This is a genomic window from Leptospira langatensis (assembly GCF_004770615.1).
Lineage (GTDB): Bacteria > Spirochaetota > Leptospiria > Leptospirales > Leptospiraceae > Leptospira_B > Leptospira_B langatensis.
In genome coordinates this window covers 487,005-500,321 of sequence record NZ_RQER01000001.1, presented here as the reverse complement: position 1 = coordinate 500,321, position 13,317 = coordinate 487,005, and the positions used below count along the sequence as shown (strand labels likewise).

The following is a 13,317-nucleotide window of genomic DNA, read 5'->3' as shown; positions in this document are numbered from 1 at the left end:
ACTCATCGGGATTGGCTGCGGCTATCATCTTCTTTCCTATCTGAAGGAAAGACCGGTTCCTTCTCCCCTTCTTCTCTTGGAGCCTTTTGGGGAATTAGAATCCGTTGCCGCTCCGGAGTGGATCCCTAAAATGCAAAGTCTTCTTTCCGAAAGATCCGAAACGGAGATCCCGAAGATCTTCTTCGATTGGAAGAAGTTTGAGTCCCTGGATCTCAGATCCTGGCTGAGTCCCGAGATCCGTTCCATCCGGGTCTTTGTACATCCCAGCTACCAGAGACGTTATCCCGAAATCTGTAGAGAGATCCTTTCCTTCTTCCAAACCCGGAAATCAGGATCCCAGAATGAGGCCGCCAAGGCAGAATACGGAAGACTTTGGGTCAGAAACTTCTTCAAGCACTTGAAAGATGTAGAAGAACGTCGAAGTTACTACAAAATCCTAACTCATTCCCTTCCCACCCAGCCAAAACGGATCGGTTGCTTTCTAGGCGCATCTCCCAATTTGGAGAAGGAACTGGATTGGATCCTTGCAAACAAAGAAAAAGTATTTCTACTTTCTTCGGACACTTCTCTCGGGTTCTTGTTAGAGAGCGGGATCCGACCAAACGCAGTTCTTTCTATAGACAGCGGGCTCGGGACTTCTTACCATTTTCCACAAAATGTGCCGGAGGACATTCCCATCCTGACCTGGTTTGGAGGATCTACCAGGATCTTCGAACTGAAGAATCCCAAGATCATCTATCTTTCCACTTTTCCCTTGGACCAGATCCTCAGAGCCAGATTCTTTCCCAAGGCTCCGATCCTGGAGAACCCGAGCCTAAATGTTTCCGGACTGGCCATCTCGTTTTTCCAGAATTTGGGAGCAGAGGCAATTCTACTCAAAGGATTTGGTTTTACTCGAGAAGGAGGAAAGACTCATTGCAGAGCGAGTGGATACGAAAGATACGATCGTTTTTTTCTAAACAGAAAGAGAAGTCTCTATTCTGCCAGATATTCCCCGGAATCCCGTTGGAAAACAAGAACGGTCGTCCTAGATTCTCTTAAGAGTTGGAGCCCGATCCGGATCGAAACAGAACTCTCTGCAGATACTCCTTCTTTTTCGGATTGGGAGAAGGTCCTAGAGGAATTTCATTCTCCCTTTCCTGGGACAGGAAAGAACTGGAGATCCTTCTGCGAACAAGTGCCTGACCTTCCCCAGGAGATCAGAAAGCTCGTCCCGAATATGAGTCGGCTCTTGGACCCAAAGGACTGAAACAAGCTCTAAGCTGTAATGGAGGAAGAATTCTTCCTCTTGACATTCTCGCTCAAATCCCAAAGACTCTATAGTTCCGGGAAGCCGGTCCTGGTCAGGATTATGAATAAAGGTTATATTATTTGTGTCGATGATGAAGTGTCGGTTCTGGAAACTCTCCAAGAACAACTTCATAACGAGTTCGGTAAGACTCATGAGATCGAGACCGCTAGAAGCGCTGAGGAAGCCTTAGCACTTTTAGAGGAGATCCAGTCCTCCGGCTTTGTGATCGAAGTCATTATTACGGATCAGGTCATGCCGGGAATGAAGGGAGCGGATTTCTTGGAATCCGTCCACAAACGGTCCCCTGATTCGATCAAAATTCTGCTTACCGGACAGGCGGGTCTGGATTCGGCCATTCATGCGATTAATTTCGGCGGTTTAAGCAGATACGTGGAAAAACCTTGGAATATAGAGGATCTAACCAGAGATATCAGATCTTTGATAGAAAAGTTCCGGCAGAATCTGGAGAACCAACACTTAGTCAATGAACTCAATAGACGAATTAAGGACCTTGAAGAAGAAAACCGCAAATTACAACAAACAGGAGAATAGACCTAGGGTCTCTCCCAAGTACCTTTGGATCCTCTGCCTAACTCTTTGCCTTTCCGGCGAGACCGGACTCTTATTCGCTAAAGAAGCTCCGCCTAAGCCCAAATATACGGAAGAACAGATCCGCAAGAAAAGAGAAGTCCTTTCCAAGGTCCTGAAATACGGAACTACCAAGGAAAGAGCCACTGCCATCCGAGAACTGGAAGATTTTCCGAAAGAAGAAGCGGGAGAACTCTACGACCAAGTAGGATCTATCCTCGCCAAAGACCCCGATTGGTCCATGCGGATCTATGCCCTTCGGATCTCCGGGATCCTGAGTCTCACCCAATTCGAAGACAAGATCATCGCATTACTCAAGTACGACCAACAAGATGTGCAGAAAGAAGCAGTCTATGTGGTAAAGAAACTCAAGTTGAGTTCCGGAATTTCCACCATGACCGAGCTATTAAAGGCTCAGGACTTCACTAAGAATTCCAATTTCCTCATCGCACTCATAGACGCTCTGGGAGAATTTCCGGAAGCGCACGATGCATTCTCCGTTTTGGAGGCAAGATTTCAGGAGAAATTCAACGATCCGGAAGTGCGTGCCCAGATCGCATTGTATTTTGGAAAGGTAAAGAACTCTTCCATCGAGAACGTGCTAATCACTACGGTCAAAGATGAGAAGGAACCGATCACGATCCGAGCCTATTCCGTAAACGCTCTCGGAAAGATCAAATCCACAGCTGCCATTGCACCGCTTAGAGAATTGCTGGATAAGATCAGAAATCTAAAATCCAAGAATGATATCCAGGACTACCAAGCCCTAAAGATACATACGATCACCGCTCTTGTTTCCTTAGGCGATAAAGACATTATAGAAGAATTATATTCTTTTGCCAGGGACGACGATGCTACCGTGCGATTGAGAGCCATCAAGCATTTGGCGGAAACGGAAGATCCCGCAGTCATAGAGATCCTAGAATATAAGGCTCAAAGAGATCCGAGTGAGAAAGTAAAGAGAGCGGCTCAGGCGGCACTAGACCAGCTTCGAAAAAAATTGGATCCGACCTATACTCCTCCCACAGTGGAACAAAAGGAAACTTCCAAGACCGGGCCTCGTAGAACGGGAGGCTCCAGAAGATCCCGTCCTAGCAGCGGAGGAGATGGCTCGAGTCCAGTTCCTCTCAGCGGAGGCTCGAATTCCTCCCCTTCGGGCGGAGGAGCTCCTAGCGGGGACGGACCCGGCGGCGGGTCACCTCCTTCCGGTGGTGGCGGCGGGGGCGGAAAACCTCCCGAATCCGAAGATCTAGAGAGCGAATAGTGAGTTTCTCCGGCCTTTCATTCGGTCTAGTTTGGATCCTACTTAGTATATTCAGTATTTCTAATCTACTCGCAGAACCGGCCGGAAACACCTATAGAGGCACAATCTCGCTCCAGGAGCCCCGAGCCTTAGACCTAAAAGATCGCCTAAACGATTCTTCTCCCAATTATCCGGAAAACCTAAAACTGTTCTTCCAAGGACTGCAAGGAAACTATGCGGTCTTTTACGATTGGAACGGGCACACTGTATATTATAAATATAGAGACAACAAATTCGATAGAAGATTACGAAAATACGTTTCCAGACTCGCTGGAGGAGCACCTTACGAGGTAAGCGGAGAATATATGGGAGTCATTGTCTTCGAGAATAAGACCATTTCCAAATTCAAGAAAAAAGGAGAAGATACACTCGCCGATCGTAAGGAAAAGCAATCCATTCCAGTCTTTCAACTCACGAAATACAGAGAACTCATCTTGGAGGAGATTATTTTTTGATCTTCTTGCAACTGTTGTTTCTTCTTCGTCGCTTACTCTTTTCTCTATCCTCCATCCTGATCTCTTTCTCTCGCAGTCTTATCCGTATTCCTTCCGTTTCCATGATCAGGGAAAATTCCATTTTTACCTTCCTCTCCGCCTTCGCCCTTCTTTATCTGATCCTATTTCCAGTCACGGGCGCTCTCTTCGCAGTCCCTCTGGATCCGGACCAGAAAGTCTATCAACCGGGAGAACTTTTTCAGGAAAATTTCCTGAAAATCGATTTTCCGGAGAAGGCGCTCGTCCGTACCGAATCCAGAAAAAGATGGAGGGCCGTTCCGCTCAAGGACAGGGCCTGGCTCGTGATCTGGAGAAAATTGGACCGAACCGGAGAGGAACAAACCGGGATCCAGGCTTTGGAAGCGGTATTTCCAAATCATTCTCCGGAAAAAATAAAACTAGAAAACGCGGAGATACTACAATGGACCAAGGAAGATAACTCCGGAGGGAATCCTCTCCAGATCCTATTCTATCTCATCAGAAAAGGAGACGAGGCCTACACGATCTACATTGCCTTCTACAAGGAAAGAGCCGATCTAAAAGAATGGTTTGGAAATCCGAGTCGTTACCTGAAAACAAAATGACTTCTAACAAAATCGACTTGAAACGCATCGAGCTTCCAAAAAACTGGAGGCTCTCGGGCCTATAGCTCAGTTGGTTAGAGCGGCAGACTCATAATCTGCGGGTCGAAGGTTCAAGTCCTTCTGGGCCCAAAATATCTTCTTCATTTATTCACAGATCAAATCCAAAAATCTCATAAAGCTTAGCCCAGTAGGACTTGAAGCTTTTGCACGAAAGCAATCGTAGCGCCCCATAGGAAGCGTAAACGATTGCGCCGCGAGCCAGGATGGCAAAGCGAGTGCAAAAGACGCCGTGGAGCCAAGTTTGCCAGGAAGGCAAACTGCAAAACGGCAAGTCCTTCTGTTATGCGACAGAATAACGTTTTTATTATGTTCCAACTAGATCCTTCGATCTAGTTTTCGTTTCCTTTTACTTTAGCTCCAAAAAATTCATTTTCTCCGGTTTTGCTTGCCTCGGAATTTCTCCCGTGGGAAATTGTGTCAAAATATAGATAACATCTCAACCGTTGACACAATTTACGTTAGGAGAAATCCAATGATCCAGACAGTCGCCAGTATCTTTAAGGAAAATTTTACAGGCCAAGAGGAGAGAAAGAAGACCATCCTTCTCGTGGAGGATGAGGCAATCATTGCCTTCTCCGAAACCCAGAGGCTAGAAAAAAACGGATACAAGGTGATTCCTGCCTATTCAGCCGAAGAGGCCATCCGAATCGCAACGAATGATTATACGATCGACCTCATTCTAATGGATATCGATCTCAGAGAAGAAGAGGATGGCACCGATACTGCATTAAAGATCCTTAAATTACGGGAAATTCCGATCGTATTCCTCTCCAGTCATACGGAGCCTGAAGTTGTAGCAAAAACGGAAAAGATTACTTCTTACGGTTATGTGGTAAAGAATTCGGGGGAAACCGTTCTTCTCGCGTCCATCAAGATGGCGTTCAAGCTTTATGAATCACATCTTCGTCTAAAAAGAAGCGAAGAGTCTCTAAAAGAGAACCAAGAATTATTAGAAGCCACTCTTAGGTCCATTGGGGACGGGGTCATCTCCACAGACGAGTTAGGCAATATTACGGATATGAACTATGTTGCCGAAGTATTGACTGGTTGGAGAGCGGAGGATGCGATCCGAGAACCGATCGAAAGGGTGTTTAAGATCGTAAATGCTAGGACCAGAAGAAGGATCCGAAATCCGATCGACCACGTAACTTCTCGGGAAAAGATCATGGGTTTGGAGAACGAGGCCCTTCTTCTTTCCAAAAGCGGAGCTGAATACAGGATCTCAGAGACTTCTGCGCCTATTCGTTCGGCAAGAGGCTATACCATAGGATCAGTATTAGTTTTTCGTGATATTTCTAAGGAATGCAATCTTCTTGAATCCCTTTCCAAGGATCTGGAGGAAAGAGAGTTTTTATTTCAGGAATTGCAGCATAGGACTAAAAATAGTCTGACCATGATCAGTAGTATCATCGAGATCGAAGCGGAGAATTCCTCCGAAATAAACGTTAAGCATTCCCTTGCAAATATTGTACATCGTATCCATTCCGTAGGCAATCTTTACGATATGCTCTATACCTCCAAAGGATTGAACATAGTTCGCTTGGATAAGTACATAGACAGGATCAGCATAACCCTACTTAACGCCTTCCATCAGGATACGAATCGGATCTCCCTGCTCCAGGATCTGGAGCCTTTAGAGATGGATGCAAAGACGGCAATCCCATTCGGTTTGGTAGTAAACGAACTTCTAACAAATACTCTCAAATACGCCTTTCCCGGAAACAAAGAAGGTAAGGTGCATATCCTTCTTCGCAAAGAAGGAACAGTTGTGAATTTGGAAGTCTCCGATAACGGTGTCCCTTTCCCAGAAGATTTCGATCTGGATTCCTCAGAGGGCCTGGGTCTCAAACTGGTAAAATTGTTAGTCACCCAAATGAAAGGAGATCTGCATTGGAAATTCAACGGAGAGAAGAAAATACAAATTCGTCTCTGCGTAGGGGAATGATCCATCCAGGTTTTCTAAACTAGATCCAGAAAAATTTGATAAATCTCTCTCAAATCCGCGTTTTAAGCGAGAATTCTTATAGAATTCCAGATTGCCAGCCAAAAGGGCCGGTTGGAAACTTAAACAATGGACCAGACCCTAGCCCGAAAGGTCAACCCCAAGCCCCGTAGAAAAGGCGGCTCGTATTCCGTAGGAGCCGAGGATATCTATATCTTCCCTCTCTCCGAGAGCACGAATCTGTTCCTACAGAAAGTATGGACTGCCTTCGTGAATAAGATGGTCTCCATGACCCTTCCGAACGGAAAGCCAGTATTCCAATATTCTATTTTCGAGGCCATTCAGGATAAGGATCTCAAGATCGTTGCCTCTTCTACTCATTTTAAGATGAAACAGGTCACGGAAAGGATCGGGGTCCAGAGTATCGAAGAATTCATCAAGACTACCATCCCTATTTCCATCCAGGATCCGGACAATCTTTCCGCCAAATACTTGAGAGAGGCGATTGTCTCCGTCGAGAAAAAGGCGAGACCGGATGTCTATTTCCATAGCTTGCACGACGAAAGAGTGCATCCCAATTTAAAGCAGCTTCTTACCAAGACAATGAACTATGCAGCGGGAATTCCTCTGTTTATCAAAGGCTTTCCGATCGGAATGCTTTGGGGGATCCGCAGGGACAATATGACTCCCGAGCAGGAAGAAGAAGTCCGCCAGCAATTGTACAGCCTCTACGATATCGTGGACTTCGTGATCTCCAAGGAAATGGGGGTCAAAGGCGATCCGTATTACGCAAGAAAGAATATAGAGAAATCGGACCTTCATTCCAGAGCTAAGCATCTCTTTTATACGAGAGGCTTTGGCCAAGCGGAACCGGTCACAACGATCGTATTCGATTCTCATACCTACCAAAGATCCTATCGTTTGGATGCGAGTTATATCATCCCTTCGGGAGATGGTTATTCCGTTAGCTTGAAACGATTCGAGCCAAAGGACAGGAACGATTCCGGCAAAAACCTTTTACTTATCCCAGGATTCTTCTGCAGAAGATCCGTTATGGACAAGGTGGCAAGAGAACTCTGCCTTCGTTACGGATATAGGGTCTTCTCCATGGATATGCGGGGAAGGTCCAGAAGGACGCTTCCCTTATTCGGGATCAGAGAAGGCTGGACTGTGGACGATTTTATCCAAGAGGATTTCCCAGCGGTGCTTGCTTGGATACGGGAGAATTTCCCGAATGAAAAACTCGTAGTAGTCGGTCATAGCATGGGGGGAATGATCCCTCGCTTCTACTCTTCCGCATATGACGAGATCGTAAAACGCAAATCCAATTCCGGCATAACACTTCCGAATCCGGAAGAAACGATCGCAGGGATCGTATCCATCACTTCTCCCAATTTCATCCGCTTACAAGCGCAGATCCCCGGCTTGGATATTCTGAAGATGGGCTTGAAATTGGTTCCTTCTAAAACGATTTCCGATTTTCTGTTCGATCTTACTTCCTTCTCTTTGCAGACTACTCTGCCTACCGTTGACTTGAATAAATTCTTCAAGTTCCTTCTAGGACTTCATTCTTCTTTGCGTGCCGTCTCGTTCGACTTACACGCGAAGGTGGTCAACCTGAGAGACTTCGTGGGATACAAACAGATCTCTCCTCCAGAATGGTATTTTCTGATCGAAGATATTTTCTGCGAAGAGTCTACGAAGGTTGTTCTACAATTTTTGAGATCTCAATTGAGCCAAGACCGATCCTTCCTTTCTTATGACGGAACTCTGGATTACACCGCTCTACAGAAAAATTTGCAGGTCCCACTTTTTTCCGTTCTCGGTTCCGTGGACAAAGTGGTCCCGAGCGAAACCATCGAGAACGATTTAGCTGCACTTCCTCACAAAAAGAATAAGATCGTTACCTATGAACAGGGACACTTAGGTATCGTTTTTCATATGCCTGTAGTGAGAGAAATGTGCGCCGAAATCGACACCTGGATTAAAGGATTAAACTCGACTTGAGCCCCAGGATTAGAAGGCTTGACATTTCGGGAATCGAAGGTAGGTTCGAATACTAGGAAATGGATCTCTTGGAAGCGACCATATACAATATCTCTCTGACCAATGTCGGATTCGCTGTTTTTTTAAAGGCGAAGGACGATTCGGATCAGAGGGTGGTCCCGATTTTTATCGGCCCTTTAGAGACTCATTCCATTACTTCTGTCTTGGAAGGTACAAAACCTCCTAGGCCGATGACTCACGATCTGATGACGATCCTTCTGACTACTCTAGGAGTGCAGATCGTAAAGATCGCGATCGAAGAGATCATAGACAATACCTTCTACGCAAAGATCACTCTGAGAAAAGACGAGGAACTCATCGTTCTAGACGCTCGTCCGAGTGATTCCATTGCCTTGGCGCTTCGTGCGAATGCTCCCATTTATCTGGCAAAAAAGGTGATCGAAGAGGCGGGAATCGTCATGAAAGACGACGAGATCCCAGGAGAGACGATCGGAAAGGAAAAGATCTCCCAGTTGCCTAAATCCCAGTTGGAGATACTACAAGATTCCCTGGACAACGCTCTCAAGGCTGAGGACTACGAGACCGCCGCAAAGATCCGAGACCAAATCCGCAAACTTCTAGAGAATCCCTCCTAATTCCTTCCTGTTTTCTCACCAAAAATCTAAGATCCTTCAGCGGTACCAGAGCGCGCTTTAATAAAATCAGGCTTTTTCCAAGTATGATCCGCAAGTCGCTGGACCGATCCGACTCTTTATTATAATCTTGGTTCCCTGTATCGGAGGAATCGCTTATGGAAAAAGCACTTATGGACGTTCTAAACGCCGGCATTGCACTCTTTCAATCTGGAGAAGGGAAACTCAAACAAAGTTTAGCAGACCTGGACAAGGTCTACCAAGAACTAAAAACTAAGGGATCTCAGGACCAATCCGAACAAGCAAATCGACTCCGGGATCTGGTTCAAAAAACCGTTTGGGACGCGCAGGAGAAACTGAAGACTGCGAACGATAGCTCTGTTGCAGTCGTAAATCAGCTCAAGGAAAACTTTGCCAAGATCTCAACTCAGATAGACGAAATGCTACCAGAGGATATTAAAACAAAGGCAAAGGCAGCAATCGAGGAATTGAAAAAACTCACCAAGAAGTAAGTCTCCCTTTCTCAAGGGCGGAGAAAAATTCGGGACAAAGAAACTGGGTCCCGAATATTAGGTAATACATCTGACCCGCCCATGAGGAAACAATCCCTTATCCTAGTCCTTACAGTTTTCATCGATATGATGGGATTCTCTCTCATCTTTCCTGTATTTCCTGAAACACTAAATCATTTTCTGGCCCAAGCGGGAGACCCTGTATTGGATCTTTTGGCAGGTCTCACTTCCAGGATCCTGGAAGGAAGGATTGCCGATTGGAAACTCTTCGTGGCCTTATTCGGTGGGATCGTAGCGAGTCTTTATTCCATTCTTCAGTTCTTATTCTCTCCGATCTGGGGAAAACTTTCCGACAGCACGGGACGACGACCTGTTTTAGTTTTTACTTGCACGGGTAGTTTCTTAGGTTATTTGGTTTGGCTCTTCTCCGGTAGTTTTTCCTTATTCGTTCTCTCCAGGCTGATCACCGGTTTGATGGGTGGGAATATTTCGGTCGCAACGGCAGCGATCGCAGATTCCACTACAGAGCAAGACAGAAGTAAGGGAATGGGAATGATTGGCGCAGGAATAGGCCTTGGCTTCATCGCAGGACCTTCTCTAGGTGGGATCTTAGCACATACGGATCCCTCTTATCTTTTCCCATTTTTCCCTTGGGAAAAAATGACGATCTTTCCCGCAGTTGCTTTGATGGCGACCTGCGCTTCTCTATTGAATTTACTCCTTGTACTATTTAGATTCAGGGAGACGCTTCCTCATAACTTAAGAAAAGCGAGAGAAGGAAGGATGCATCCCGTATTAGGAGTGTTCGATCTAGGCTCCAAGGAAATCCTATATATCGCTTTTCTAAATTTGTTTTTCCTATTATTCTTTTCCGGTTTCGAATTCTCTTTGAACTTCTATCTGGATCAGTTTTTAGGATTCAAACCGATCAGCATCGGATATACCTTCGTTTATATCGGAATGATCATCGTCTTTATCCAAGGCGGAGTGATCCGAAGAATGAGCGGCAAGGTCCCCGAAAAGAAAGTTGGCCTCCTCGCCTCCTTCTTCTTAGTGATCGGATTTTCACTCTTGTACACCGCTTCTTTACTAACACCCGAGGAATCCAAGTACATACTCTTTGCTGCCTTGACCTTTCTCGCGATGGGAAGTGCGTTCTTAAACCCTTCTATCTCCGCTATCGTTTCCTTATTCTCTGCTGCGGACGAACAAGGAAAGAATTTAGGGATCTTGAGGAGTTTAGGTTCTCTGGGAAGAGGACTCTCCCCTATTTTATTCAGTATTTTATACTCCCAAAAAGGCCCCCAATTCTCCTTTTTAATTTCAGGGATCCTAAGCTTCGTATTTTTAGGCTTGTTTCTCTTCGTAAAACAGCCAAATCCTAAGAATTAAAACCTCGATAAATTTCGGAAGAAGACCTACTTTTTCGGGAGTATGTCGATTTCGAGATACCGATTGCGTCGGTCTTGCAGAGGTTAAGAACCTCTAAGGAGCCAAACATGCAATACCAACTGCTTATCTACGTGGATGAAAAGGATTTCGCGGATATCCCTCAAAGCGAATTCACACAAACTTCCGAGGACTATAAGATCTTCACGGAGAATCTGATCAAGGCCTCCGTATTTGTATCCGGGGAAAGACTTCATTTGAGTTCTTCCGCTGCGACCGTTAGGAGCAAGGACGGCAAAATAGTCTCGACCCATGGCCCATTTGCAGAAACCAAAGAGCAACTCGGAGGATTCTATATCATAGACTGCAAAAGCCTGGAAGAAGCGATCGAGTGGGCCTCCCAATGTCCTGCCGCCAAACGCTGCGCAGTCGAAGTTCGCCCGATCGTAGCAATGAAATAAAAGAAAAACCTGTCGGAGAATTAATTCCGACAGGTTTCTCCTCTATTCTATAATTTCGAAAATGAATGAAGTACATACGCGAATAGACGAACTGCACCGTAAAGAATACGGCCAGATACTTTCTGTACTCGTCGGAATGGCAGGAGATCTGGGCATCGCAGAAGAAGTACTGCAGGATGCATTCCTGGTCGCTCTAGAAAATTGGACAAAAAACGGGATCCCTAGAAAGCCCGGTGCATGGCTGACCACAGTTGCAAGAAACAAGCTCATAGATCGATTCCGGAAAAAAAGACCGGACTCCGTAGATCCGAGCATTCTAGAAGGACTGATCAAAATGGAAGAGCAATCTCAAGAAGATGACGCGGAGATCCCAGACGAAAGGTTAAAGTTGATCTTTACATGCTGCCATCCTTCTCTTTCTACAGAACAGAGAATCGCAATCACATTACATACATTAGGTGGATTGAGCACAGCGGAAATTGCTTCTGCCTTTCTAGTTCCCATTCCTACGATCGCCCAAAGACTGGTTCGTGCAAAAAGAAAGATCAAAGAGGAGAAGATACCATATTCCGTTCCTTCTGCGGAACAATTGGCAGAAAGAATGGATTCGGTTCTTACCGTACTCTATCTGATCTTTACGGAAGGGTATGCGTCCACCACCGGCAACAAACTGATCAGAGGAGATCTATGCGAAGAAGCCATTCGTCTTTGTAGAGTCTTGGAATTGCTGGTTCGAAGCAGTCCGACAAAGATCGACATCCCTACTGTGCAATACTCCGAGATCTTGGGCTTACTTTCCCTAATGCTCCTGAACCATTCCAGAAGGAATGCGAGACTCGGGCACAATGGAGAATTAAAATTATTGAATGAACAAAATCGGACTCTCTGGATCACGTCCGAGATCCAAGAAGGATTGGGTCTGGTGGAAAAGGCATTTTATATGGGCCATCTAGGTCCGTACCAGATCCAAGCGGCGATTAGCGCTCTTCACGCTAAGTCCCCTGGTCCGGAATATACAAGTTGGAAGGAAATCGTCCACTTTTACCGGATCCTTCTGAGTTTCCTAGATACCCCTGTTATCCGATTGAACTATGCGGTTGCAGTCTCCATGGCAGGTAATTTGGAAGAAGGATTCGCGATCTTAGACTCGATCCGAATAGAATTAGAAGCGTTCGCACCCTTCTATTTAGCCAAGGCAGATATCCAATTCAGAATGGGGAAAATACAAGAGGCAAAAGAATCTTATAGAGACGCTCTCGAACTCACCCAGAATGAAGTGGAAAAGGAATTTATCCGAAAAAAGATCTGCGGCCTGGAGGAAGTAAATTAAAGAACTGCGTTCAAAGCTTCTTTCAATCGGAAGAAGTGAAGGTTCTCGTCCAGCTTGGAACCATTTTCGAGTCTCAAAAGGAATGTATCTCTCACCTGTCCGGAATCAGTAACAGCCTTAAAAGAGAGAATATCCACACCGAACAAGAATAGGATCTGAGAGATCTCAAATAGGATCCCCGGCCTATCCTCCATTCTAAGATCCATAACGGTAGAATCGCTGATCTCAGAATTGAATAGAAAGATCTCCGGAGAAGTTTCCAATTTGGAACGAAGAGTTTCCATTTTTTCCGGATGTTGCGCTAAGTAATTCATTACGGACATTCCTCCGTAAAATAACTCCTTTAGATCCGCGTGGATGGCACTCAAGTGCTCGTCCGTCATAGGACTTCCGTCAATTCTCTTAACAATAAAGATGTCTTGGATATAACCGTCGGTAGAAGTTTCCGCGATTGCCTCTTCTATATTCCAACCATGGACATACAGAACCGCAGTAACCCTATAAATAATCCCAATTTCGTTCTTGGAAATATTGACCTTTAAGGCATATGCATCCCCTCGGGGGATGCAGGAAAGGTGTAGCGGTTTTCCAGGAGTGGTGATCATTTCTTACCTTGGATGCTATTTGCTGAATTCCTAAACAAACTATCCAGGAAGACTAGCGCCTTTTGCATTCTAATCTACTTAATGCAAAAGGCGTGCCCTTTTCTAAAGAAACCGAATAA

The 13,317-nt window shown here is 45.5% G+C and carries 13 protein-coding genes and 1 tRNA gene; 13 read left to right on the top strand and 1 reads right to left on the bottom strand.

The annotated features are described in order from the left end of the window. Window positions 1–130 precede the first annotated feature (130 nt). From EHO57_RS02200 to EHO57_RS02140, 13 genes are all read left to right on the top strand, one after another. Window positions 131–1,249 carry a 6-hydroxymethylpterin diphosphokinase MptE-like protein gene (locus EHO57_RS02200; RefSeq protein WP_246050455.1) on the top strand — a complete coding sequence of 373 codons (1,119 nt, stop codon included), beginning with the start codon at window positions 131–133 and terminating at the stop codon, window positions 1,247–1,249. 102 nt (window positions 1,250–1,351) lie between these two features. Then, window positions 1,352–1,843: a response regulator gene (locus EHO57_RS02195; protein ID WP_135647135.1), complete on the top strand. Its 492-nt coding sequence runs from the start codon at window positions 1,352–1,354 to the stop codon at window positions 1,841–1,843. Beyond that, entirely contained in the window at window positions 1,776–3,143 is a 1,368-nt protein-coding gene (locus EHO57_RS02190) for a HEAT repeat domain-containing protein (RefSeq protein WP_135647134.1), read from the top strand. Before EHO57_RS02195 ends, EHO57_RS02190 begins: the two co-directional genes overlap by 68 nt. Then, a complete protein-coding gene (locus tag EHO57_RS02185; protein WP_425460759.1) occupies window positions 3,143–3,637 on the top strand; it encodes an LIC_11959 family protein in 495 nt (164 codons plus the stop codon). The genes EHO57_RS02190 and EHO57_RS02185 overlap by 1 nt, the downstream gene beginning before the upstream one ends. After that, window positions 3,634–4,260, top strand: a complete 627-nt coding sequence (locus EHO57_RS02180; RefSeq protein WP_246050453.1) for a hypothetical protein — start codon at window positions 3,634–3,636, stop codon at window positions 4,258–4,260. Before EHO57_RS02185 ends, EHO57_RS02180 begins: the two co-directional genes overlap by 4 nt. Window positions 4,261–4,315: 55 nt before the next feature. After that, a tRNA-Ile gene (locus EHO57_RS02175) sits at window positions 4,316–4,389 on the top strand. A gap of 403 nt (window positions 4,390–4,792) precedes the next feature. Continuing rightward, window positions 4,793–6,265: a sensor histidine kinase gene (locus EHO57_RS02170; RefSeq protein WP_135647132.1), complete on the top strand. Its 1,473-nt coding sequence runs from the start codon at window positions 4,793–4,795 to the stop codon at window positions 6,263–6,265. Window positions 6,266–6,391: 126 nt separating this feature from the next. Next, the gene (locus EHO57_RS02165; protein ID WP_135647131.1) at window positions 6,392–8,269 is read left to right on the top strand and encodes an alpha/beta fold hydrolase; all 1,878 of its coding nucleotides are present in this window, start codon (window positions 6,392–6,394) and stop codon (window positions 8,267–8,269) included. A 59-nt stretch (window positions 8,270–8,328) separates the two neighbouring features. Further along, window positions 8,329–8,904 carry a bifunctional nuclease domain-containing protein gene (locus EHO57_RS02160; RefSeq protein ID WP_008592198.1) on the top strand — a complete coding sequence of 192 codons (576 nt, stop codon included), beginning with the start codon at window positions 8,329–8,331 and terminating at the stop codon, window positions 8,902–8,904. A gap of 155 nt (window positions 8,905–9,059) precedes the next feature. After that, a complete protein-coding gene (locus tag EHO57_RS02155; protein ID WP_135647130.1) occupies window positions 9,060–9,413 on the top strand; it encodes a phasin-related domain-containing protein in 354 nt (117 codons plus the stop codon). An 81-nt stretch (window positions 9,414–9,494) separates the two neighbouring features. After that, window positions 9,495–10,805 carry an MFS transporter gene (locus EHO57_RS02150; protein WP_135647129.1) on the top strand — a complete coding sequence of 437 codons (1,311 nt, stop codon included), beginning with the start codon at window positions 9,495–9,497 and terminating at the stop codon, window positions 10,803–10,805. Window positions 10,806–10,912: 107 nt separating this feature from the next. Then, a complete protein-coding gene (locus EHO57_RS02145) occupies window positions 10,913–11,263 on the top strand; it encodes a YciI family protein (RefSeq protein WP_135647128.1) in 351 nt (116 codons plus the stop codon). Window positions 11,264–11,324: 61 nt separating this feature from the next. Further along, on the top strand, window positions 11,325–12,593 hold the full coding sequence (locus EHO57_RS02140; protein WP_135647127.1) for an RNA polymerase sigma factor: 1,269 nt from the start codon (window positions 11,325–11,327) through the stop codon (window positions 12,591–12,593). Here the strand turns inward: EHO57_RS02140 and EHO57_RS02135 are convergent. Further along, window positions 12,590–13,198: a hypothetical protein gene (locus tag EHO57_RS02135; RefSeq protein WP_135647126.1), complete on the bottom strand. Its 609-nt coding sequence runs from the start codon at window positions 13,196–13,198 to the stop codon at window positions 12,590–12,592. The genes EHO57_RS02140 and EHO57_RS02135 overlap by 4 nt on opposite strands. Between the last annotated feature and the right edge of the window lie 119 nt (window positions 13,199–13,317).

Excerpts from the sequence above, each read along its gene's own strand:
- EHO57_RS02135 (WP_135647126.1), bottom strand. The coding sequence starts at position 13,198 with ATGATCACCACTCCTGGAAAACCGCTACACCTTTCCTGCATCCCCCGA.
- EHO57_RS02160 (WP_008592198.1), top strand. The coding sequence starts at position 8,329 with ATGGATCTCTTGGAAGCGACCATATACAATATCTCTCTGACCAATGTC.
- EHO57_RS02155 (WP_135647130.1), top strand. The coding sequence starts at position 9,060 with ATGGAAAAAGCACTTATGGACGTTCTAAACGCCGGCATTGCACTCTTT.
- EHO57_RS02195 (WP_135647135.1), top strand. The coding sequence starts at position 1,352 with ATGAATAAAGGTTATATTATTTGTGTCGATGATGAAGTGTCGGTTCTG.
- EHO57_RS02170 (WP_135647132.1), top strand. The coding sequence starts at position 4,793 with ATGATCCAGACAGTCGCCAGTATCTTTAAGGAAAATTTTACAGGCCAA.
- EHO57_RS02145 (WP_135647128.1), top strand. The coding sequence starts at position 10,913 with ATGCAATACCAACTGCTTATCTACGTGGATGAAAAGGATTTCGCGGAT.
- EHO57_RS02165 (WP_135647131.1), top strand. The coding sequence starts at position 6,392 with ATGGACCAGACCCTAGCCCGAAAGGTCAACCCCAAGCCCCGTAGAAAA.
- EHO57_RS02150 (WP_135647129.1), top strand. The coding sequence starts at position 9,495 with ATGAGGAAACAATCCCTTATCCTAGTCCTTACAGTTTTCATCGATATG.
- EHO57_RS02200 (WP_246050455.1), top strand. The coding sequence starts at position 131 with ATGCAAAGTCTTCTTTCCGAAAGATCCGAAACGGAGATCCCGAAGATC.
- EHO57_RS02140 (WP_135647127.1), top strand. The coding sequence starts at position 11,325 with ATGAATGAAGTACATACGCGAATAGACGAACTGCACCGTAAAGAATAC.
- EHO57_RS02190 (WP_135647134.1), top strand. The coding sequence starts at position 1,776 with ATGAACTCAATAGACGAATTAAGGACCTTGAAGAAGAAAACCGCAAAT.